The 22541-nt window shown below is 48.4% G+C and carries 25 protein-coding genes; 20 read left to right on the top strand and 5 right to left on the bottom strand.

Annotated features, from left to right (window positions below):
- Positions 1-3: 3 nt before the first annotated feature.
- From MESINF_RS00995 to pth, 8 genes are all read left to right on the top strand, one after another.
- Positions 4-642, top strand: a complete 639-nt coding sequence (locus MESINF_RS00995) for a hypothetical protein (protein WP_169698107.1) — start codon at positions 4-6, stop codon at positions 640-642.
- 216 nt (positions 643-858) lie between these two features.
- On the top strand, positions 859-1620 hold the full coding sequence (locus MESINF_RS00990) for an SDR family NAD(P)-dependent oxidoreductase (protein WP_169698106.1): 762 nt from the start codon (positions 859-861) through the stop codon (positions 1618-1620).
- An 80-nt stretch (positions 1621-1700) separates the two neighbouring features.
- The gene (locus tag MESINF_RS00985) at positions 1701-2891 is read left to right on the top strand and encodes a DUF438 domain-containing protein (RefSeq protein WP_169698105.1); all 1191 of its coding nucleotides are present in this window, start codon (positions 1701-1703) and stop codon (positions 2889-2891) included.
- Positions 2892-2985: 94 nt separating this feature from the next.
- Positions 2986-4110, top strand: coding sequence for an aldo/keto reductase (locus MESINF_RS00980; RefSeq protein ID WP_169698104.1), 1125 nt, complete (start codon positions 2986-2988; stop codon positions 4108-4110).
- 133 nt (positions 4111-4243) lie between these two features.
- Positions 4244-5587 (top strand): bifunctional UDP-N-acetylglucosamine diphosphorylase/glucosamine-1-phosphate N-acetyltransferase GlmU, encoded by a 1344-nt coding sequence (gene glmU, locus MESINF_RS00975; protein ID WP_169698103.1) that lies wholly within the window; start codon positions 4244-4246, stop codon positions 5585-5587.
- The gene (locus tag MESINF_RS00970) at positions 5587-6534 is read left to right on the top strand and encodes a ribose-phosphate pyrophosphokinase (RefSeq protein WP_169698102.1); all 948 of its coding nucleotides are present in this window, start codon (positions 5587-5589) and stop codon (positions 6532-6534) included. Before glmU ends, MESINF_RS00970 begins: the two co-directional genes overlap by 1 nt.
- A gap of 13 nt (positions 6535-6547) precedes the next feature.
- Positions 6548-7189, top strand: a complete 642-nt coding sequence (locus tag MESINF_RS00965; protein ID WP_169698101.1) for a 50S ribosomal protein L25 — start codon at positions 6548-6550, stop codon at positions 7187-7189.
- A gap of 3 nt (positions 7190-7192) precedes the next feature.
- On the top strand, positions 7193-7759 hold the full coding sequence (gene pth / locus MESINF_RS00960) for an aminoacyl-tRNA hydrolase (RefSeq protein WP_169698100.1): 567 nt from the start codon (positions 7193-7195) through the stop codon (positions 7757-7759).
- Between the two features lie 61 nt (positions 7760-7820).
- On the opposite strand, the gene MESINF_RS00955 is transcribed toward pth, so the two are convergent.
- The 4 genes from MESINF_RS00955 to MESINF_RS00940 all read right to left on the bottom strand — a co-directional run bounded on the left by MESINF_RS00955 (position 7821) and on the right by MESINF_RS00940 (position 10647).
- The gene (locus MESINF_RS00955) at positions 7821-9062 is read right to left on the bottom strand and encodes a glycerate kinase type-2 family protein (protein ID WP_169698099.1); all 1242 of its coding nucleotides are present in this window, start codon (positions 9060-9062) and stop codon (positions 7821-7823) included.
- 169 nt (positions 9063-9231) lie between these two features.
- The gene (locus MESINF_RS00950; RefSeq protein ID WP_169698098.1) at positions 9232-9600 is read right to left on the bottom strand and encodes a hypothetical protein; all 369 of its coding nucleotides are present in this window, start codon (positions 9598-9600) and stop codon (positions 9232-9234) included.
- A gap of 129 nt (positions 9601-9729) precedes the next feature.
- The gene (locus tag MESINF_RS00945; RefSeq protein WP_169698097.1) at positions 9730-10143 is read right to left on the bottom strand and encodes a hypothetical protein; all 414 of its coding nucleotides are present in this window, start codon (positions 10141-10143) and stop codon (positions 9730-9732) included.
- 48 nt (positions 10144-10191) lie between these two features.
- The gene (locus tag MESINF_RS00940; RefSeq protein ID WP_169698096.1) at positions 10192-10647 is read right to left on the bottom strand and encodes a hypothetical protein; all 456 of its coding nucleotides are present in this window, start codon (positions 10645-10647) and stop codon (positions 10192-10194) included.
- A gap of 256 nt (positions 10648-10903) precedes the next feature.
- Between MESINF_RS00940 and MESINF_RS00935 the strand changes: the two genes are divergently transcribed.
- From MESINF_RS00935 to MESINF_RS00880, 12 genes are all read left to right on the top strand, one after another.
- A complete protein-coding gene (locus tag MESINF_RS00935) occupies positions 10904-11515 on the top strand; it encodes a deoxynucleoside kinase (RefSeq protein ID WP_169698095.1) in 612 nt (203 codons plus the stop codon).
- A gap of 60 nt (positions 11516-11575) precedes the next feature.
- Positions 11576-12958, top strand: a complete 1383-nt coding sequence (locus MESINF_RS00930) for a hypothetical protein (RefSeq protein WP_169698094.1) — start codon at positions 11576-11578, stop codon at positions 12956-12958.
- Positions 12959-13161: 203 nt separating this feature from the next.
- Complete coding sequence (locus MESINF_RS00925) at positions 13162-14391, top strand: aminotransferase-like domain-containing protein (protein WP_169698093.1); 1230 nt, start codon at positions 13162-13164, stop codon at positions 14389-14391.
- Between the two features lie 12 nt (positions 14392-14403).
- Positions 14404-15465, top strand: a complete 1062-nt coding sequence (buk, locus tag MESINF_RS00920) for a butyrate kinase (RefSeq protein WP_169698092.1) — start codon at positions 14404-14406, stop codon at positions 15463-15465.
- Positions 15462-16361 carry a bifunctional enoyl-CoA hydratase/phosphate acetyltransferase gene (locus MESINF_RS00915; RefSeq protein WP_169698091.1) on the top strand — a complete coding sequence of 300 codons (900 nt, stop codon included), beginning with the start codon at positions 15462-15464 and terminating at the stop codon, positions 16359-16361. Before buk (MESINF_RS00920) ends, MESINF_RS00915 begins: the two co-directional genes overlap by 4 nt.
- Positions 16362-17450 (top strand): butyrate kinase, encoded by a 1089-nt coding sequence (gene buk, locus MESINF_RS00910; RefSeq protein ID WP_169698090.1) that lies wholly within the window; start codon positions 16362-16364, stop codon positions 17448-17450.
- Positions 17434-18105 (top strand): nucleotide-binding protein, encoded by a 672-nt coding sequence (locus tag MESINF_RS00905; RefSeq protein WP_169698089.1) that lies wholly within the window; start codon positions 17434-17436, stop codon positions 18103-18105. The genes buk (MESINF_RS00910) and MESINF_RS00905 overlap by 17 nt, the downstream gene beginning before the upstream one ends.
- The gene (locus tag MESINF_RS00900) at positions 18102-18326 is read left to right on the top strand and encodes a 4Fe-4S dicluster domain-containing protein (RefSeq protein WP_169698088.1); all 225 of its coding nucleotides are present in this window, start codon (positions 18102-18104) and stop codon (positions 18324-18326) included. The genes MESINF_RS00905 and MESINF_RS00900 overlap by 4 nt, the downstream gene beginning before the upstream one ends.
- 13 nt (positions 18327-18339) lie before the next feature.
- Entirely contained in the window at positions 18340-19395 is a 1056-nt protein-coding gene (locus tag MESINF_RS00895; RefSeq protein ID WP_169698087.1) for a 3-methyl-2-oxobutanoate dehydrogenase subunit VorB, read from the top strand.
- Positions 19396-19406: 11 nt separating this feature from the next.
- Positions 19407-20159: a thiamine pyrophosphate-dependent enzyme gene (locus MESINF_RS00890; protein ID WP_169698086.1), complete on the top strand. Its 753-nt coding sequence runs from the start codon at positions 19407-19409 to the stop codon at positions 20157-20159.
- Positions 20156-20698 (top strand): 2-oxoacid:acceptor oxidoreductase family protein, encoded by a 543-nt coding sequence (locus MESINF_RS00885; protein WP_169698085.1) that lies wholly within the window; start codon positions 20156-20158, stop codon positions 20696-20698. The genes MESINF_RS00890 and MESINF_RS00885 overlap by 4 nt, the downstream gene beginning before the upstream one ends.
- A gap of 94 nt (positions 20699-20792) precedes the next feature.
- Positions 20793-21128: an MGMT family protein gene (locus tag MESINF_RS00880; protein ID WP_231936796.1), complete on the top strand. Its 336-nt coding sequence runs from the start codon at positions 20793-20795 to the stop codon at positions 21126-21128.
- On the opposite strand, the gene MESINF_RS00875 is transcribed toward MESINF_RS00880, so the two are convergent.
- Positions 21116-22462: a hypothetical protein gene (locus MESINF_RS00875; RefSeq protein WP_169698084.1), complete on the bottom strand. Its 1347-nt coding sequence runs from the start codon at positions 22460-22462 to the stop codon at positions 21116-21118. The two genes, MESINF_RS00880 and MESINF_RS00875, sit on opposite strands and share 13 nt — an antisense overlap.
- Positions 22463-22541 lie beyond the last annotated feature (79 nt).

Genomic DNA, 22541 nt, shown 5'->3' with positions numbered 1-22541 from the left:
AACATGGCGAAGAGACGTAAACAATCACCGGCGATGATAATTGGATTGACATTGATACTGGCCTCAATAGTGGGATTTGTCTTCTCGTTGATGGCCGTGAACCGTGTTGGGCAGATTAAGAGAGAGATGACCGAACTGAAAAACTCTTACGAAAGACAGATAGAGAAGATGGAGGCCGATTTCCAGACCAAATTAACAAGTATAGAGAAATTATTGGGAGGAGGCGGCACACTGGAGAAATACATAGTGGCCAAAAACTTTCTTTCCAATACAGGCGTAGATCTTGACGCGATACTGACAGAAATGCAGCATCAGAGTGACAGGCCTTATTTCAGAGTCTTCGTGACTGGCACCAAGGAAGTCTGGATTGGAATGAAGAAGAGTTCTAGCGACTCGGCGTACTACTTCCAGAAGAACTTCAAACCGGGTCTGTCTCAGGAGAAGTTTTACTACCTTAAAAACCCTGAGATAGAAACCAAATACACGGTAATACTGAACAAAGATGCCTACATAAGAACCGGCGTACCCGAGTCGGTATATCTAATATTCTTCGGTTTCGATTCGGGAAAGCTCTCCAAAATGCCGGGAGTAGAAGTCACCAATCTGAAAGATGCCTTCAACCTATACATCCCTGGAGGATAACTCTCTTCTGCCTTTTGTGCCAGGCACAATACTGGAGTTAAGGAGAACGAGGTTTGAAAATCTTTCGTTCTTCATATTCTGGCCTCTCTTGTCGTACAACCTGAAAAGCTTAAGAACTTAAGAATAATCACGGACCGGAACCCTTCGAGGCATTGTGATATAATAAATATAGCCGATATCTTATATCGGTTTAGATGAAAGAAGGGAGGAATAACTATGAAAAGGTTCGAAGGAAAGATTGCGATGGTTACTGGTGGAGGTTCCGGAATAGGTGCCGATACAGCTGCTGCCTTTGCGCGGGAAGGTGCGACTGTGGTCGTCACAGATATTGATGAGGAGAAAGGTAGAAAACTCGTAGAAGAGATAAATAGCGAGGGCGGTAGGGCGATCTTTTTGAAGCACGATGTTTCTAATGTCGAAGAGACGGAAAAAGTCGTTAAAGCAATTGTGGAGAAATTCGGAAGACTTGACATAGCCTTCAACAACGCAGGCATAAGCGGCCCTTCGATTCCGGTGGCCGAGTACCCAGTTGACTCATGGGAAAAAATAATCTCTGTAAACCTGAGCGGAGTCTTTTACTCAATGAAATACGAAATCGAACAGATGCTTAAGCAGGGCGGAGGAGCCATAATAAACAACTCTTCGATTCTCGGAAAAGTTGGATTCAGCAACGCTTCGGCATACACGGCCTCCAAGCATGGCGTGGTAGGATTGACAAAGGCAGCGGCGCTCGAATATGCCAGCAGGAATATAAGAATAAACGCAATCAACCCGGCCTTCATTAAAACTCCCCTGCTGGAATCGGCCGGTATGGTCCAATCTTCGCCGGCCTACGAGATGATGGTGGCTCTACATCCAGTAGGCAGGTTTGGAGAACCCCGGGAAGTCACCAGTGTAGTTCTCTTCCTCGCCAGCGACGGTGCTTCCTTCATACACGGGGAATCGATCATGGTCGACGGTGGGTACACGGCCAGATAATCTACCGCTGAGGTAACATATGTTACCGTCCTCTCTTTCACACTGAAGTATCATTTAGTTTAGAAGATGGAGGTGTGAAAATGAGCGAACTGTTCAACAGGGAAGATTTCCTCAAGAATCTTATAAAGAGAATACACGATGATCCGGAAAACCTTGAGAAGGTGAAAGAGGACTTCATGAGAATCGTCAGAGAGATGACTCCTATAGAGGTCGCGAAGATCGAACAGGAACTAGTCAACGAGGGTATGCCCGCCGAGAGTATCCAACTCATGTGTAATATTCACCTCGATGTTTTCAAAGAGGCGCTTAGCGAAGATGAGATCGATGTTGAACCGTGGCACCCTCTCCACATACTCGTCGAGGAACACAGAGACATCCTCAACAGGTCTAAAGAACTGCGCGGTAGAGCCGGTCGTATAAAAAACGGTGATCTCACACAAAGCGACATCCAGGCTATGGCCAATTTGCTCGACTATATGGATGAGGTAGAGAAATATTTCCTCAAGGAGGAGAACGTGCTCTTTCCCTATCTGGAAAGGCATGGACTGGTACAGCCGCCCGCGATCATGTGGAAAGAACACGATGAAATACGTGAATTGCGAAAGAAGCTGAGAGAGATAATAGACAACGGTACGATCGAACCAGCAAAGGTTTTCGATCTCTCGATAGGTATAGGGGAGATCTTTTCCAATCATATATACAAAGAACATAAGATACTCTTCCCATCGGCTTTGAAACTGCTCTCACCGGAAGAGTGGCACGACACAAGGATACAGTTCGACGAGATTGGCTATTTTGCATACCGACCGATGCCTTTCGAGTTTTCACTTTCGGAATCGGTAATACAAACTTCCGGTAACGAAGGCCTTTTGAACCTGGGTAGCGGTTACCTGACTGTCGATCAACTGAGAACTATGATGAGCTCTTTACCATTAGACATAACCTTTGTGGATGCTGACGATACTGTTCGTTTTTTCAGCGAAGGACCTGACAGAATCTTCTTGAGAACGCGTGCGATCATAGGGCGGAAAGTTCAGAACTGCCATCCGCAAAAAAGCGTGAATGTCGTCAACAAAATCCTCGCTGATTTCAAGGCCGGTGAACGTGATTTTGCTGACTTCTGGCTCAACCTTGGCCCAAAAATGGTCTATATTAGATACATAGCCCTCAGAGATGCACAGAAAAGGTACATAGGAACGCTCGAAGTGACACAGAATATCGCACCTCTAAGAGAGCTGGAAGGCGAAAAAAGGATCTATGACGCTCTCTAGGAGTTGATCATATACCGGGTCGAAAATCGGGAGCAGATATTGTAGAATATAGTGTGGCTTTCAAGAATCTTCAATATTCTTCCGGAGGTATAAAATGGTTTATAGAGAGATGGGAAAGACCGGAGAAAAGGTATCTGCCCTGGGATTCGGCTGTATGAGGTTGCCCACGCTCGACAACGGCATAGATATACCTCAAGCGACGCGTATGTTGAGACATGCAATCGATAATGGCGTCGATTATGTAGATACGGCCTGGGGTTATCATAACGGCCAGAGCGAACCGTTCGTGGGTGAAGCTCTCAAAGAAGGATACAGGGAAAAGGTCAATCTTGCCACGAAACTCCCAAGCTGGCTCATCAAGAGTCGCGAAGACATGGATCACTATCTCGACGAGCAATTAAAGAGACTCCAGACAGATGTTATAGACTTCTACCTACTTCACGCCCTGAACAAAAGATTCTGGGACAACCTCGTGAAGAACAATGTCTTCGATTTTATGGACAGGGCAAAAAGTAGCGGTAGAATAAAGCATATCGGGTTTTCCTTTCACGATACGCTGGAGACCTTCAAGAAGATCGTCGATGCGTACGACTGGGAGTTCTGCCAGATACAGTACAACTTTCTCGACACCGACCACCAGGCCGGAACAGAAGGGCTCAACTATGCGTACAAAAGGGAGATGGGTGTTATAGTGATGGAGCCTCTCAGGGGGGGCAAGCTGGTCAGGCGTGTTCCAGGAGACGTGCAGAAGATATGGGATTTAGCTCCACAGAAGAGATCGGCCGTCGAGTGGGCACTCAGATGGGTGTGGAACAACCCGGCTGTCGGGGTCGTGCTAAGCGGTATGTCGAGCATGGAGCAAGTGGAGCAGAATCTGGAGATAGCCGACGCGGCTCTTCCAAATTCATTGACCTCTCAGGAACTCTCCCTTATATCCCGGGTCAGAGAGATATACATAAGCCGGATAAAGATCAATTGCACCGCCTGCGGCTACTGCATGCCCTGTCCCAACAACGTGGCTATACCCGATTCTTTTGAGATTTACAACGACGCCGCGATGTTCGATGATGTGGAAGGTGCGAGAAGGGCTTACAACAACTTCTTCAAACCCGAAAACAGGGCATCCAAGTGCATCGAGTGTGGGAGATGCGAGGAACTCTGTCCACAGAAAATACCCATAATAGAGAAGCTCAAAGAAGTTGCCGCACTTCTCGAATAACTATACAGAGTGTGACTCCGGGAGTCACACTTTTTATTTACCGGGCCATTGAATATTAACTATGCTGCTATATAATTATGCGGGAATACTGGTGAAAGAGCGCAGACGATCTGAACTCAAGGGGGGATATTGAGTGACTGGAATAGTTCTTGCCGCCGGTCTTGGCAAGAGAATGAGGTCGAACCTGCCGAAAGCTGCACATATGATTATCGATCGGCCAATGGTTAACTGGGTGATTTCATCACTGAAAGAGGCCGGAGTCGATAGGGTGGTGGTCGTAACAGGCTACAGGGCCGAGATAATAGAATCTCTTCTGGAAAGCGATATACTGACCGTTAGACAGAATGAACAGCTGGGTACAGGACACGCCGTCATGATGGCCAAAGATTTTCTCGACGACGAGGATGTCGTGGTTGTGGCTGGAGATGAGCCGTTGATAAAGCCTTCGACTCTTCGGGAGATGGTCCGCAGAAGGAGAGAGGCCGATCTGGATGTACTTTTTCTAACGATGTTTCCACCTGATCCTTCCGGATACGGCAGAGTCGTGAAGCGTGATGGAAAGGTTGAGATCGTCGAAGAGAGAGATGCCAGCGAAGAGATTAGGAACATAAAGGAAGTCAACACCGGTATCTATGCCTTCAGAGGATCTTTCATTAGTGATTCGATAGGTAGTCTGAGAAGCAACAACGAACAGGGTGAGTACTATCTGACCGATACGGTAGGCATGGCGGCCAGAGCCGATACAATGATTATAGCCGATGCCGAAGAAGTTCTTGGTATTAACAACAGGGCACAGCTTGCACAGGTGGCTAGAATCGCAAGAAAGAGGATAAATAACGCTCTCATGGAAGCCGGTGTGACGATAGTCGATCCAGAAACAACATACATAGGACCAAACGTGAAGATCGGTATCGACAGCGTAATAGAACCCATGACCTTTATTTACGGTCAGACTACGATAGGTCAGAACTGTCTTATAGGGCCGATGTCAAGGATACAGGATTCGAAAATTGCTGACAATGTCGAAATTGTGCGTTCGGAAGTACTGGAAGCCGATGTAAGGGAAGGAGCCAGAGTTGGGCCTTACTCACGCCTGAGGCCGGGAGCGGTGATCATGGAACAGGCTCATGTCGGTAACTTCGTGGAACTCAAGAAATCGATCCTCGGCAAAAGATCGAAAGCCAACCATCTCACATATCTAGGTGACACCACCATAGGCGAAGATGCCAATATAGGCGCTGGAACAATTACGTGCAACTACGATGGCAAAAACAAATTCAAAACCAGTATCGGCGACAGAGCCTTCATCGGGAGTAACTCCTCGTTGGTCGCACCGGTCGAGATTGGTGAAGGATCGGTAACGGCCGCAGGCTCGGTCATTACCGACGATGTGCCCCCGTACTCACTGGCACTCGGAAGGGCCAGACAGATCAACAAAGAGGGCAAATATAAAAAGAACCGGGAGGAGAAGGACTGATGCCATATCAGACGAACGAGATGAAGATCTTTGCGGGTTCGGCCAGTCTAGATCTATCGAAGAGCATTGCCGATTATCTTGGAGTTCACCTCGGAGACTGTCATACGAAGAGGTTTTCGGATGGCGAAATAAACCTCAAGATCGATGAAACCGTCAGAGGTCACGACATATTCGTAATTCAGTCTACGTGCAGCCCCGCGAACGAAAACCTGATGGAACTGCTGATCATGATAGATGCATTCAGAAGGGCTTCGGCCCACTCGATCTCGGTAGTGATCCCCTACTACGGTTACGCGCGTCAGGATAGAAAGGCCAGAGGAAGAGACCCGATAACGGCCAAACTAGTTGCAAACCTCATTACCACAGCGGGAGCAAGCAGAATAATAACGATCGACCTTCATGCCGAACAGATTCAGGGTTTCTTCGATATCCCCGTGGACAACCTTTGGTCTTTTCCTGTTTTTTCTAAGTTCTTCAGCGGACGCTCTTTCAATAAGGATGAGACGGTGGTAGTTTCACCAGATATCGGCGGAGTGAAAAGGGCCAGTAAATTCGCCTCCAAACTCGGTGTTCCCCTGGCGATTCTCGACAAGAGGAGACCTAGGGACAACGTGGCCGAGATGGTGCACATAATTGGTGAGGTGGAGGGTAAGACAGCCATAATCTTTGATGATATAATTGACACCGGTCGTTCACTTGTGGAAGCGTCCAAGATGCTAAAATCCAACGGCGCTCAGAGGATATTCGCCTGTGCGACTCACGGTGTCCTGTCGGGAGAGGCCAAAGAGATAATTGCCGGTTCCGAACTGGAGAAGGTCTTCATAACCGATACGATTCACCACGACGATCTGCCGGAAAACATAAGGATGTTGTCTATAGCTCCTCTTCTGGCAGAGGCTTTGACGCGTGTCAGGAAAAATCTCTCGGTGAGTATTCTGTTCAGATAGAGGAGGGAAACAAATGCACGAGATAAATTTCGTTGCTGAAATTCGCAGCGGAGAAACCAAAGCAAAGAACCTGCTGAATCAGGGAAAGATTCCAGCGGTAGTTTACGGACCAGAAGTTGAGACTTTCTCTGTAAGCCTCGACAAAGTTGAGGTGCTCAGAAATATAAACAAGATTGCCGAAACAACTTCTGTCATTCTATCCCTGGACGGCAAAGAACACCACGTCTTCCTTAAATCCGTTCAAAGAAACAAGGTGACCGACGCGATTATACATCTGGATTTCTACTCTCCATCAAAAGGTCACAGAATGGAGATTCATATTCCGATAAGGTTGAACGGAAAGCCGATCGGCATTGAAAAAGGTGGAATCGTAGAGCATATAATCAATGAACTCCCCGTCTCAGTACTTCCAAAGGATATCGTTGAATCAATAGATGTCGATATCTCTTCTTTCGATGTCGGCAAAATACTGAGAGTCAAAGACCTTCCTATTCCCGAAGGAATGAAGCCTCTTGTTGACGGTGAAGAGCCGGTTCTCGTTATAGAACTTCCAAGGGCAGCCAGAGGGGCCGAGGTAGAAGAAGCACCGGAAGAAAAAGAGGAGACCGAGCCCGAAGTTATAAACAAGGGGAAGAAAGAGGAAGAAGAGGAATAAAAGGTGTTCCTCTTTGTAGGTCTGGGAAATCCCGGCCCACGTTATGTTCTTACCAGACATAACGTGGGTTTTCTCTTCGTGGACGAGATGATCAGGGGCGGAGTCCGAAAGACCTTCAAAAAGAAGACTTATGAAGCCTATCTACTGGATGGAGAACCCAAGATCTATCTGGCAAAACCGCTTACCTTTATGAATCTCAGCGGTATCGCAGTGAAGAGTATGATCACTGACCTTAACTTCACAGGCGAGGATACTGTGGTTATAGTCTATGATGATATCTGGATCCCTCTTGGAAAGATAAGGATCAGGGAGAATGGCTCAGATGGAGGCCATAACGGTCTCAAATCGATAATCACCGAACTGGGAACGAAGAACTTTCCACGCATCCGCATAGGCGTTGGACCCCTACCGGAGAATCGGGATATGATCGATTACGTACTCGGACAGTTTTCAGATGAGGATTACAGAACAGTGAGCAAAGCGATAAACCTAGCCGTTCAGTCTGCGCGAGAAATAGTAGCCGGCGACTTCAAAAAAGTCATGTCGAAATACAACGGAATGGAAATATGATTCCCCGCAAAAAAACCGATGGCGAAGGAAAAACTATTACTTTTATGATTTCCTTAATATCTCACTGGCAAAGCAGAACTATAAGATCGTTGACGTTAGTTCCGGTAGGGCCGGTTTTGAGAAGTTCGCCAGATGTTTCCAGCGCGTGATATGAGTCGTTGTCCAGAAGGTAGATGTACGGATCTATTCCCCGCTCGATCATCTCTTTGGCACTATCGCCATCCACTATCGCACCTGCGGCGTCTGTTGGACCGTCCGTCCCATCCGTTCCGACACTGGCCAGAGCAACTTTGTCCAGTCCATCAGATGCAATAGCAAATGAAAGAGCCAGTTCCTGGTTTCTGCCGCCCAGTCCCGTCCCCTTGACGTGGACTACGGTCTCTCCTCCGAGGATTATCGCGCACGGTCTCTTCAGTGGCCGATCGTACATCTCTTCCCTGGCTATCGCCGCTAGAAAGGTCCCCGCTTCTCTGGCCTCGCAATCGAGAGTTGTGGTTAATATCATTGGTTCATAACCGAGTTCTCTGGCAAAGATGCTGGCAGCTTCGCAGGCTCTGCCTATGCTTCCTATAATCCTGGTCTGAACGTTACCTAGAAGATGCGGTGTCTCTTTCTTTAAGATCTCACGGAGTTCCGGCCTAAGGGTCAGACCGTACCTGTCGATTATGGATAGAGCCTCCTCGCAGGTACTGCTGTCGGGATATGCCGGACCGGAGGCTATCGAATCCAGTCTGTCTCCAAGAACATCGGAGAGTACCAGTGAATGTATTGTGGTTTGAGCGAACATCTTCGCGAAACGTCCGCCCTTTACTGCCGATAGACGCTTTCTAATAGTATTGATCTCGACGATGTTCGCTCCCGACCTCAATAAGCGGTTGTTTATAGCAACCAGGTCTTCCAGAGAGACTCCCTCCACTGGCTTTTCGAAGAGTGCCGAACCGCCTCCGGAAACCAGAAACAATATATTGTCTGGCTTGATGGTACCTATCATTTCCAGTGCTTTTGTCGTTGCGGCGATTGTGTTGTCGTCAGGAAGGGGGTGTCCGGCTTCCATGCAATCGATGTCCGGAATATCGCCTTCGACGTGTCCGTACTTGGTGATTACCACTCCGGTCGTGATAGACCGACCGAGCTTCTCTCTCACCGCCTTCGCCATCCTCCAGGCGGCTTTTCCGATAGCCAACAGGAAAGTCTTCCCGGGTAAGTGCAGACCCTCCAAAGAATCGCAAACCGCCTTTTCCGGCAGTACGGTTTCTATTGATCTCTCAACTATATATCGTGCATCGTCTTTTATATTGTTCACTGTCTATCACCTCAAATTTAAGAGTTTGCCGTCTTACTTCGGTGGTCAGAAAGCTCACTAGGAGAGGAACAATCGAACTACATCTCCTGAATTATAAAGCTTTGGTACAGGTTTATCAGAACAAAAGAAGCGGTGAGAGATCACCGCTTCTTTTGTTAGAAGGTTTGTCTTATAGAAGGATCGTTAGGTTCAAATACACACCTGGCAGGAAATTGTACAAAAGGCTCAGGCCCGCACTCAATATCAAACTGTCCGCAGGTCTCAGCAGAAATTCCCAGCCTCTACCGAAGACGGGAATGAAAAACAGGAACTTTCCGTCGAACGTAAAGGCGTTCACTTCGTTTGGTGTTATCGGTTTCTCGTAATAGGTGCTAGCCTGGAAAAGGAAGAAGTCCATCCCCTCGAAACCGGTGATATTACCCATCATATCGTACACGACATCTCCGTAGAGACCCTGACCGAGAATGAAGTTTTTTGGAGCTGCAACGAAGATCGAAGCAACCATAAGCACTGCAACCAGAATAAGCAGCTTCTTCATGTGAATACCCCCTTTTATGGATTTCTAGAGCATCTCAAACATAATTAGATTTTACACTCATTCCATGCCTTAAGTCAATCTCTTGTTCATCTCTGAGATCGAATTGTCAGGCCCGTAATCTTCAAAACGCTACGGTTCTTCAGGCGAACCGTCCTCCCTGGAGTAGGTAAGGAGGTCGAGGCTGTCGTTTTTCACCGAGTACTTCCAGCGGGTGAAAAGTATTTCCTCTCTCGATAACGTTCTGTACTGGATGGTGGCATCGTAAGTGTACTCTCCCCATTCAACGGTGGAATAATTCGATTCGACCACTTCAACTCTCTGCAGACTTTCACCCTTGTCAAGCAATCTCTCTCTTATGAATAGTTCCGCGGTCTTCTCTATCGTACCAATCATGCTTTCCGGGCTGAAGCTCTCCACCCGTCCTCTGGTAGAAAGAAGCATCAGTATTATCGCGAGGACTATAACCATGATTATAGAGTACTTGGTAACTATCGACCTTACTTCACTGTCATGTTCCGGGTTAATAGAAAAATTTCCACTCAATAAAAAGACCCCTTTCGGGGTCTATTATATCGGTTACGCTCGGATTTTTCAGAATACGACGGCGATACTCAGCTTCACCGCCGAAATTATGCTTGCAGGAATTGTGGTGGGAGCGAGAACCGCAGACAAAATCTGAAGCGGTGAAGCGGCCACACCCGCTCCAAGCAGAAGAGTTTGGTTGTTCTGGAGAACCAGGGCATAATCGAACCCCGCACCGACGTAGGGGAAGATCACGAGGTTAGTCCCAAATTCATAGTAGAAATTGACCTTCTGCAATTCCAGAGGACTGAAATAGGTCTTCCAGGTCCAGCCCAGTCCAAGGTTGGGCCCGATCCAGCCTGTTATGTTTCCAAAAACATCCAGTTTTGCCTCTCCGTAAACGGGGGAATGCAACCCGGCCACCAGGGGTTTTCCGTGCGCTTTATCAGGCCATACGATCAAAGGCTCTGAGAAAAGCGCTACAGCCAGTCCAAGAACCACGAACAGCAAAAGCAATTTCTTCATCTCTATCCCTCCTAAGTGTTTTGTGCGAACTCAACCGGAGTTCCTTAAGAAATTATACAACAACGCTTCCCCTTAAACTATCAACTGAACATCTCAGTCGCACTGAACAATCTACCAGCCGATCTGTACTCTCGTAATTTATGTTTTAGAGCGCTGCTGTTTTCTTTGCAGGCCATTGATGATAGAATCTTTTATAAGGTAATTATGCCGACTTTGTCTTGCCAGTACACTTTGCGATGACTGGGAGAGATACGCTTTGGGAAGAATAATCGTCTTTGCGGGAAATGTCGGTGCCGGAAAATCCACGATTGCCGGAGCTGTGGCCGAGAGATTGAGATACGGAGTCCATTTCGAATCCGTTTCCGATAACCCCTTTCTGGAAGATTTTTATTACGATCAGAAGAGGTGGTCGTACCATCTGCAAACTTACTTTCTCTATCACAGATACTGTTCACTTAAACACGCTGAGGCAAACGAAAACATGGTTTTCGATCGTTCTATCTACGAAGACGCAGAAATCTTCGCACGCAACCTCTTCGAAACCGGAAAAATGTCCCGTAGAGAATATGATGCCTATACGACAATGTTCTATGCGATGATCAACTATCTGAAGAATCCCGACCTTCTGGTCTATATCGATGCAGATATCGACACGATTCTCACGCGTATCAGGAGAAGAGGCCGCGAAATGGAGCTGGCCGTGCCGATTGCATATTGGGAGCAGCTGGATAGGCTTTACTCCGACTGGATAAGCAGTTACAACCGCTCTCCCGTGTACAGGATCGATGCCAGAATAGTCGATATTGTGACTAACCCCGGCCAGCTGGATACGGTGATGAGAGATATCGAAGCGATAATCAACGGATGAACGAAAGATGGGTTAGTTAACGATAAATCCAACTCTGTAGCTTATGGGAGGTAGTTCGAAATGAAGAGGCTCTTTCTGATCTTGATGTTCTCGGTAGTGACGGTTTTTGCCTTTTCCAGTCCGGGATTCTTCATCAGTTTCTTCCCGGTGCTTTCGTACAACAATCTACCGGTGCACGATAGAGACTACCGACCGACTATGTACGATATGTACGACTATTTCAAATATCCTGCCTTCGCGACTTTCGGAGTCGAATTATCTGGCTCCTCTTACAGGGCGCTCTTGAGATTCGATTTTAGGCAGGATCTTTCGGCCTATCTTCGGGGTAGAGGCTGGTCCAACTTACCGCTCGATCCAAACAAAAATTCTCTCTACATCGATACCGATTTGCCCAGGGTCGGACTGGCCGAATACGAGAACTCTCTAATCAGACTTTCGGTAGGCAAAAGAAAGCTACACTTCGGGCCGGCCACATACAACTTTGTGTTGTCGGAGACTGTTCCTTACTTCGAACATATATGGTTCGATTTGAACACGGAAGTCTCCTACGGCAGATATTACTACAACTTTTTTATCATCTCTTCCGATAGATCGGTCTATAACAGTCCCAAAACGTTGATAGGTCACTCCTTTGGCTTCAGCAACCAATTCCTGAGATTGGGCCTGGTAGAGACCAACCTGATTAGCAAAACTTTTCCCGACTTGAGAGACCTCAGCCCCTTCACCATCTTCCACAACAATTACGCCCGGAACTCAAATGTGAACGCCGGTATCTTCCTGGAGTTGGATCTCGACCGTTTCGACATGTATGGTTTGCTGTATGCCGACGATATATTGATACCGGGAGACAGAACGAAAAACCCCACTTCTCTGGGTTGGTACGCTGGCGGTACATATACTTTTATCGATGGGGGGAATTACTCCGGTCCTCTTCTGTGGGACAGTCAGTTCACACTCCGCGAAAAAACGGTTTTCGATAGCTCCGGAGGACTGAAGCTGAAGTACGAACATTACCACAGCACCCCCTACCTCTACAACAGAGACTTCGAAGAGGGAAAGTACACTAATCCGATCCGCTTCAATGCCAGCGACATCGAGGGTGGACAGTACGTGGTTGTCAACGGCTTTTACGGATTTCCTTACGGTCCTGATGTGACTCTGGACCTTCTCGCACTCTCTTATGAAACGGAGAAATTACTGGCAGAAATCCGCCTCGAGTATCTTAGGTCGGGCGTTTACAAGATCGATGATTATTATGGTGAACCTTTCGAATACGAATGGTACAGATTGGCCGAACCGATCACCGGAAAGACCTTACTGAGCTTCAATCTGCACTACAGCCCCGAGGGCAAACAGGAGTTTTTGTTTTCGTCGTTGCTCTCGTTAGGCGAGAAGCTGGGATTCAATTTCAAGGTTGGATACGGAAAGTTCTTCGATTTTTAAGTTACTTACTGTGTATAAGTGCAGAGGTTTGCATAATTGAATAAGGTTGCGTGCAAATACTTGCACAACATATGCTTCTCTGTAACTTGATATTCTATAATCAGCTATAAATGCCAGACTCGCTTTGGTGAACGGTCTGGCATATTTTTGCTTCTAAAATATTGAAACATAAGTTGAAAAACACAATTAGGGGGTGTTCCACAATGACGGATAAGTTTTCCAAGATCGCCAAAAGGATGAAGTCTAATATTATAAGAGAGTTACTCAAAGTCACCGGCAAACCCGGAATGATCTCCTTTGGTGGGGGAGTTCCAGACCCGGAGACCTTTCCAAGACACGAGATGGCGGAAATATCCAGAGAAATACTGGAAAACGAATACAGATATACATTGCAGTACGCATCTACCGAAGGCGATCCGATACTGAAAGAGGAGTTCATCGCCCTTCTCAAGAGAGAGAACGGGATCGAAGGTCTGGAGTTGGACAACCTTCTCATAACCGTTGGTTCTCAGAGTGCGTTAGATCTGGTTAGTAAAATCTTTCTTGACGAGGACAGCATCTACTTCGTATCCAAGCCAGTCTATCTGGGAGCGGCCAGCACCTTCTCGTTGAGGTCCAGACAGTACGTTTACATGAATCTCACCGAAGACGGCGTAGATCTCGATGAATTGGAACAGAGCCTTGAAGAGATTAAGACAAGGGGAGATATAGGAAAGGTCAAGTTCATATACGTCATATCAAACTTTCACAACCCAGGAGGAGTCACGATTTCTCTGGCCAAGAGAAAGCGGCTGGTGGAAATAGCCGAAAAGTACGATGTTCTGATCGTCGAAGACGATCCATATGGAGATCTCAGATACGACGGCGAACCCATAGATTCCATATTCAAAATTGGAGGAAAAGACAGGGTTCTGCTACTCAAAACTTTCAGCAAGATACTCTCGCCCGGATTGAGACTCGGAGTTGTTATCGGTAACCACGATGTTATTAGAAAGATGGTCATGGCCAAACAGGCGGCCGATCTCTGCACACCCAGTTTGACTCAGAGGCTGGCGGCCAGGTACCTTCAGAGACACGACATCATGGCTCAGATTAAGCCGACCATAGCCCTTTACAAAGAGAAGAAAGACCTGATGCTGGCAGAACTGGAGAAAAACTTCGGTGACATGGAAGGTTTCCATTGGACCAGGCCAGATGGGGGTCTCTTCATATGGTTCACACTTCCGGAAGGCTTCAACACAGATGAAATGCTTGAAATGGGAAAATCCGAAAACATCCTCTTCGTACCGGGAATCGCTTTTTCACTGGACGATACCTGTAAGAACTCGATGCGACTCTCCTTCTGTCTCCCTCCAAAAAACGACATAGTAGAAGGAGTTAGAAGATTGAAGAAGGTTATTATGGAATACGGCAAGGAAAGGAATCTTCTTTGAGGGAGTGAAACTATGAAAGTTCTGGTTATTAATCCGGGGTCGACTTCCACAAAAATAGGTGTTTTCGAAGACTCTATGCTGATAGTAGCCGAATCTTTGAAGCACATGAAGCATGAGGATTCATCAAACGATAAGGGAGTGGCATCGAGAGCCGAGGAGATACGGAGTTATCTCGCTGTCAAAGATATCCCTCTCGAGCAGTTCGATGCGATTGCCTGCCGGGGAGGAATACTTCCCCCCATGGAAAGCGGTACATACAGGGTGAATGAAGAGATGTGCCAATATCTGCTTAACAGTTCCAAAATGGATCACCCTGCAAATCTGGCTGCCCCAATAGGAATGGAGCTGTCGCGCGGCAGTATTCCTGTCTTCATAACCGACCCGGTTTCAGTTGATGAGTTTTCGCCCGAGGCCCGCTACTCGGGTCTCCCACAGATACCCAGGGTTTCACTCTTGCACGCGCTTAACATGAAGGCGGCGGCGAGGCAGGTGGCGGCTGAATTTGGAAGAAATGTCGAGAGTCTCAACCTGGTGGTGGTACATCTGGGAGGGGGGATATCCGTTGGACTTCAATTGAGAGGAAAGATGGTCGATGTAAACAACGCGAACGATGAAGGCCCCTTCAGTCCAACGAGATCGGGAGAACTGCCCGTTGGAAGCATCGTGGAAGCCTGTTTCAGCAGCGGGCTATCCGAAAAGGAGCTGTTATCTCGGTACACCAAAGCTGGTGGAATGATCGCCTATCTGGGTACCGATGATCTAAGGGTAGCCATGGAAATGGCCAGAAGCGATGAAAAGGCACGCGAAGTGATCGAAGCCATGGCCTACGGGATCGCCAAAGAGATAGGCGGAATGTGCGCTGTAGCAGGTGGACAGATAGACGCGATAGTTCTCACGGGAGGCATGGCTTACAACAGCAGCTTCGTAGAAATGATCAAAGGATACGTGAGCAGATTCGCTCTCGTTGTTATAGAACCCGGTGAGAATGAGCTCATGTCGCTGGCCTTAGGAGCCGAGCGTGTGCTTTCCGGTGTTGAAAAAGCGAAAGAGTTCCATCTGGAGGTGGTACTTTGATAACCAATCTTTCTACGCTCGTGAAACTGGCAAAGAAAAATCCGAAAGTAGTTGCAGTTGCTGCCGCCGAAGATGAGGTGGTTATCTCGTCGGCGAAGGAGGCTTATCTCGAGGGAATCGCCACCTTCCGCTTCTACGGTTCGGCCGATAAGATAGAAGAGATGTGTTCGGCCTTGAATTTCAAAGAAGGTTACACGATCATAGATTGCAAAAATAAAACAGAATCAATAACCGGTGCGATACTTTCGGTCTGCTCAGGTGAGAGTCAGCTTCTCATGAAAGGGTATATAAAGACTGGGGAGCTTCTGAGTGCCTTTCTCAAGGATGATTTCAACCTAAAGACAGGCAGAACCATGAATCTGGTGACTATCTTCGAACTGGAAAGGTATCACAAACTCCTCCTGGTTACTGACGCTGGAATGGTTATATCTCCAGATCTCCAACAGAAAGCCGACTCCATCGTGAATGCAGCTTCAGTCGCCAGAGCTCTGGGTATTGAAGTGCCAAAGGTGGCCGTGCTGGCGGCAGTTGAAGTCGTTAATCCTAAGATGCCGGCTACTATTGATGCGGCGGTTCTCTCTCAAATGGCCGCCCGTGGTCAGCTTGGTGCGGTTGAGGTCGATGGTCCCTTTGCCCTGGATAACGCGATTTCGGCCGAAGCCGCGAAGCATAAGGGAATAGTCAGCCCGGTGGCGGGAGACGCCGACATAGTTATAGTACCCGATATCGAAGCCGGAAACATCTTTTACAAAGCGATGGCCTTTTTATCGGGTGCAGAGCTGGCAAGTACGATAGTCGGCGGAAAGGTGCCAATAATTTTGACATCCAGAGCCGACTCCGAGAGGACGAAACTCCAGTCCATAGCACTCAACGTCGTACTGGCGGGAGGGGTATGAATGCCGATTGTTCTGGTAATCAATCCCGGCTCCACATCTACCAAACTCGCACTTTTCAATGATCGTGAGCTTATCAGGGAACACACCATAAGACACCAGCCAGAGGAACTCTCTCAGTTCAACACTCTCTACGAGCAGAGGATCTTTCGCAAGAAATTGATAGTCGAATTTCTCCAGAAAAGCGGCTATCCGCTGGATAGAATTGACCTGATAGTCGGAAGGGGTGGAATGCTCAAACCTCTCCAGGGTGGTACATACTATGTGAATGATAGTATGATAGAGGACCTGAAAACAGCCCGGTATGGAGAACACGCCTCGAATCTCGGGGCAATACTGGCCAGAGAACTTTTAAGCGAGAGCGGCAGGGATATACCGGTCTTCATCGCCGATCCCGTGGTGGTCGATGAGATGGAACCGCTCGCCAAGTATTCCGGCCATCCCGACTTCAAGAGAAGATCGATATTCCACGCGCTCAACCAGAAGGCTGTTGCAAGACAGGTAGCTGCAAGGTATGGTAAAAGGTATGAAGAGATGAATCTAGTGGTTATTCACATGGGTGGAGGTATTTCAATAGGTGCCCACAGAAAGGGAAAGGTCATCGACGTCAACAACGCGCTCGACGGTGATGGCCCTTTCAGCCCAGAAAGATCGGGGACTCTACCGCTGACCGGTCTTATAAAGCTCTGTTTCTCCGGCACTTACACAAAAGACGAAATGAAAAAACTTATAAAGGGCAAGGGCGGATTGATGGCCTACACCGGTACGACAGATTGCCAGAAAGTCCAGATGTACATTCGTCAAGGTGACCAAAACTGCAAGATGGCTTACAAAGCGATGGCCTATCAGATAATCAAATGGGCTGGAAAGATGGCCGCCGCTCTCAGAGGCGAAGTGGATTCTATAATAATCACCGGTGGTATAGCTTACGACAAGAATTTCATGATCCCCTGGCTCACTGAAAAGCTTTCTTTCATAGCCCCGATAGACATCGTGCCGGGCGGGAACGAAGAACTGGCTCTCGCCATGGCCGGTCTCAGGGTTATAGAAGGTTCAGAGGAGGCCAGAGAGTACGATGGACTTTCCCGGTAAGATACTGATATTCATGGGAATGTTCGGAAGTGGAAAGACGGAGATCGCTCTCAATTTCGCACAATCGCTTTCGAGGTCCGGACAGAGAGTAGCGCTAGCCGATATAGATACCGTCAGCCCTTATTACAGATCGAGAGATCTCAGGGAAACCTTCGAAAAAGATGGCATAAAGATAATTGCGCCGGCGGGAAAGCTTGCCCAAGCAGATCTTCCGATCATACCCCCTGAAGTCTTTGGTTACGTGGAAAACCCCGAATACAGAATTGTAATAGATGTTGGTGGCAACGACGACGGTGCGGTGGTTCTATCCTCTCTGAGCCGGAGATTGCCGTTGGAGAGGTGCACAACTTTCTACGTTTTGAATCCATACAGACCTTTCAACGATACGGTCGCCAACGCAGTATCACACGTCGAGAGACTGGGGCAGAGATCGAGAATGAGGATAGACTTTCTCGTGAACAACTCCAACATCGGCCCGGAAACGACTGAAAAAGAGATACTGTACGGAGAGGACTTTATCGAAAAGATCTCGAAAATAACGGCAATACCCGTGGCCTTCACCGTCGTCATGAATTGTGTAAATTTTCTGAAAGGAAGGTATCACGAGTTTCGTATAATCAAATACATGAAAAATCCTTGGGAGGGTAGAGAATGAGTAAGAATTTCGTGAAAATCGACGAAGAACGTTGTAAAGGTTGCGGCCTTTGCATTAACTTCTGTCCGAAGAAAGTACTCAGTTTCTCCGAAAAGTTCAATAGCAAGGGCTATCATCCAGCCAGACAGCACGATCCCGACAACTGTATCGGATGCGGTTTCTGCTACATGATGTGCCCTGACACAGCTATAACCGTCTTCAAAGATACGGCGAAGGTCTGAAGGAGGGATAAACATGGCCGAAAAAGTAATGGTCAAGGGAAACGAAGCGATGGCCGAGGCCGCCGTAAGGGCCGGTTGCCGCCTTTATTTTGGATATCCCATAACTCCCCAATCCGAGTTCACCGAATATATGGCCCGTAGAATGCCACAGGTCAATGGTGTATTCCTGCAGTCCGAGAGTGAGGTCGCGGCCGTCAACATGGTTTACGGGGCTGCCTGCACTGGAAACCGGGTGATGACATCTACTTCCAGTCCAGGCTTCAGCTTGATGCAGGAGGGAGTCTCCTACATAGCCGGAGCCATGCTTCCGGCTGTGTTCGTGAACGTTGTGAGGGGAGGTCCGGGGCTGGGAGATATACAACCGGCCCAGAGCGACTATTTCCAGGCAACCAAGGGAGGTGCTCACGGTGATTACCACCTTATAGTCCTCGCGCCTGGCAGTATTCAGGAGTCAGTAGATCTTATGGAAGATGCCTTCCGAATGGCCGATGAGTACCGCATGCCCGTACTTATTCTGGCCGACGGAATGCTCGGGCAGATGATGGAGCCAGTCGAGTTCCCGGAATTCGTCAAACTGGAAGGGATAAACGATCATTCGGCCTGGGCTCTCAGGGGAGCGACAGGGCGTAATGCCAATAAGGTCACTTCGTTCGACATCGATCCCGTGAATCTTGAAAAGATGAACATGCTCATTCAAGAGATTTACAAAAGAGTTAAGGTCAGAGAGGTCAGGTACGAGGCGATCGCCCTTGAAGACGCCGAGTATATGCTCGTGGGATACGGTACCATGGGAAGAATCCTCGGCAGTGTCGTGAAGCTAGCGCGAAATAAAGGCATAAAAGTCGGCCTCTTCAGACCGATCACGCTTTGGCCCTTTCCTTACGCCGAGCTGAAAAAAGCTGCGCAAGGTGTTAAAACGATCCTTACCGTCGAGATGTCAACTGGCCAGATGGTGGAAGACGTCAGGCTCGCCGTCGAAGGTTCCGTCCCCGTTGAGTTCTATGGAAGAACCGGCGGAATGGTTCCAACGCCCGACGAAGTCCTCGCAGAGCTACTTAAACATGTATGAGGTGATGATATATGATTGAAGCGACTTACAAAAGACCGGAATCGCTTGCAAAAAGGGAATTTTCATACTGTCCGGGATGCCATCACGGTATAATACACCGCCTTGTAGCCGAGACAATAGACGAGTTGAACATAAGAGAAAAGACGTTGATGGTCGCACCTGTGGGCTGCTCAGTCTTCGCCTACGAGTTCTTCGACGTTGACGGTACAGTTGCGCCGCACGGAAGGGCACCGGCCGTTGCCACCGGGATGAAACGCTCGTTGTCCGATAGAGTGGTCTTCACCTACCAGGGCGACGGTGACCTTGCGGCCATCGGAACGGCCGAAATAATTCACGCCGCCAACAGGGGAGAGAAGATAACGACCATCTTCGTAAATAATGCGATCTACGGAATGACCGGTGGCCAGATGGCTCCCACCACTCTGCTAGGGATGAAGACCACTACTTCCCCTTACGGGAGAAAATCCGAAACCGAAGGCTTCCCGCTACACGTATCGGAGTTGCTAAAGGAGACAGCCGGAATAATATATCTCGAAAGAGTCGCGGTTAGCTCTCCACAGGAAGTGCGAAAGGCAAAAGCAGCAATAAAGAAGGCTTTCACGGTTCAGTTGAGGGGTCTGGGCTTCGCGATGGTCGAGGTGCTTTCCACCTGTCCGACGAACTGGGGGTTGAGTCCGGTCGAATCGATAAAGTGGTTGAACGAAAACATGAAAAAGGAATACCCTCTCGGTGTTTTTGTCGATAAGGTCGGTGATCTGAAATGAAAGAACATCTTCTAGTGGCTGCCGGATTCGGAGGACAGGGAGTGATGCTCCTGGGTCAGGTCATAGCGACGGCAGGCATGTTTGATGGAAAGTACACCACATGGCTCCCCTCCTACGGGCCCGAGATGAGGGGAGGGACAGCCAACTGCACGGTAGTAATAAACGATGAACCGATAGGTTCTCCGATAACCGAGAGTCCCAACGAGCTGATCGTGATGAATATCCCCTCGTTGATAAAGTTCGAGAAGCAGATACAGCCCGGTGGAGTTATGATAATCAACACCTCGGTTGTGGACAGAGAGTCCACGAGAAAAGACATAGAAATCGTCAAGATCGACGCCGGTGCAGTGGCAGAAAGGCTTGGAAACATGAAAGTGGCCAATATGGTGGTTCTTGGGGCCTATATCGCAAAGACCGGCTCCGTTACGCTCGAAGGTGTGAGAAAGGCCTTTGAGAAGAAACTCACGGGCGAGAAAGCGACCCTCATAGAACTCAACATCCAGGCGGTAAAGGCCGGAATGGAAGCCGTAGAGCAGTAACGGCAAAGGCTCAGCTATCTCTTTACGATCTCCCGGCAACGGTTGCTGCCTGTCCGCTGCCGGTTCCTTTAAAAAATTGTGGAGTTTCTGGGTGATGATGATGGACGAGAAAGAGATATCAATTTACAAAAGGATCTATGAAACAGTCAAAATGATACCTTCCGGTAAAGTTGCCACTTATGGACAGATAGCCAGGATGGTCGGGGGGTGTACAGCCCTAATGGTGGGATACGCAATGGCTGGAGTGAGCGACCTCGAAGTCCCCTGGCAACGTGTGATAAACTCCAAAGGCAGGATCAGCATACGCGATCATGCCGGTTACTCTCTTCAGAAAGCTATCCTGGAACGCGAAGGCGTCGAGTTCGACGAGAGTGACACGGTCGATCTTTCCGTTTATGGCTGGCATGGACCGGAGCTCTATCTTTTTTGAAGCACATTTATCTCAAGGGTATGGCTCTTCTCAACCGAATGTCCCTCGAAAAGCCCGTGAAATCTGAAGGTCACTTTGTACATTCCGGGCTGAGTGGGAGTCCAGTTGTAGATGCAGTGATCTCCTTCTTTGGTCAAGGTTCCGGGAGAATCTACCAGCTCGACCTCGGCCGTTGATCGCCAGACCCAGGCGAATTCGGGAATGTACCATGCGGTCGATCCAACGTACTGCCAGTCGGCCAATAGGGTGTTCACCCTGAATTCGATCGTATTGCCTTCGTACTCGCTGATCGAGGGGATTGCGATGGTTCTGCAGAATTCTTCGAAGGAGTTGAGATAGAACCAGTCGTCCCAGAAAGGTACTATGTTAGCTCCAGCGCTTTCGTAAGCTTTTTCAACAATACCCACGCAAGAGTAAAGGTCTCTTTTCGTGAATGGAAGGTCCCTGTAACCCGACCAGGCCAGACCAACCGACCAGAGAGCACCGTTATCGGACACCCTGTAAAGATACCTCGAGATCTTCCTTCTCTGCTCGCCGGTGAGCTCTCCAACGTATCTTCTTGGACCGGTGAAGGCAGAAGCCCAATATTTCAACCAGCGCGAAGAATATGTGTCGTAGTTGAAAAGGTTGACATATTTCGAACCATCGAGGTCGTTTGGAAAGACGAAGACTCCCTCTTCGATGAGGTTGAAACCATGGGTCTGGTAGGGATAGGAATCGGCGAAGGTCTCTCCGTCGTTGAAGCCGTAGTTTTCATTAGACATGACCGCCTCTCTATCGACGCCGAGATAAACGCCCGAATGCGAGGGGATCCAGTTAGGTCCTATGTGATAAAGCAAATCTCCTTCGAGAAGGTACTTTCCGGGAAGATGCTGGGCAAAGTAAAGGGCGTCGGCCCTGCTTATGAGCAGGCAGTAAGGGAGCTGAGTGAACCTCACCACGGTTTCTAGAGCATCACGGCTCACAGAAAATTCGTAACCGGAATCGGCAAGCGAGAAGGCACCATCTCTCAGCAGGGGCTGTACCATAAGCACCTGCGACACTTCCACTCCAAGCAACTCGTGAGAGAGCTCCATGACTATTCCGGAAAGGGACCTATCCTCCTCGAAGACCAGCAAAAGACTGTCTCCGGAGAGTCTTTGAACCGCGTAGGATAGTGTCGCTGTTTTTTCAGCCCCTTCCAGCGATAGCCTTACGCCGGGAACAATCTCCAGAAAAGGCTCCCACGGCGAGAAAGTGAACCTTATATATCTCAGCGAAGCCGAAGAGACCCTGACGCATGAAGAAATCAGGAAAATCACTATGAAAATTACTATAAACGCCGACCTTCTCATCTATCGTGAACCTCCCGCTGAAATTCTAGCACCCACGCAGGAAATAAAGCGACAACTATCATATACTTGTTAGGGAGAT

Source organism: Mesotoga infera, from assembly GCF_900157305.1.
GTDB lineage: Bacteria > Thermotogota > Thermotogae > Petrotogales > Kosmotogaceae > Mesotoga > Mesotoga infera.
The sequence above is the reverse complement of the archived record's forward strand: the minus strand, read 5'-3'. Positions and strand labels throughout refer to the sequence as shown.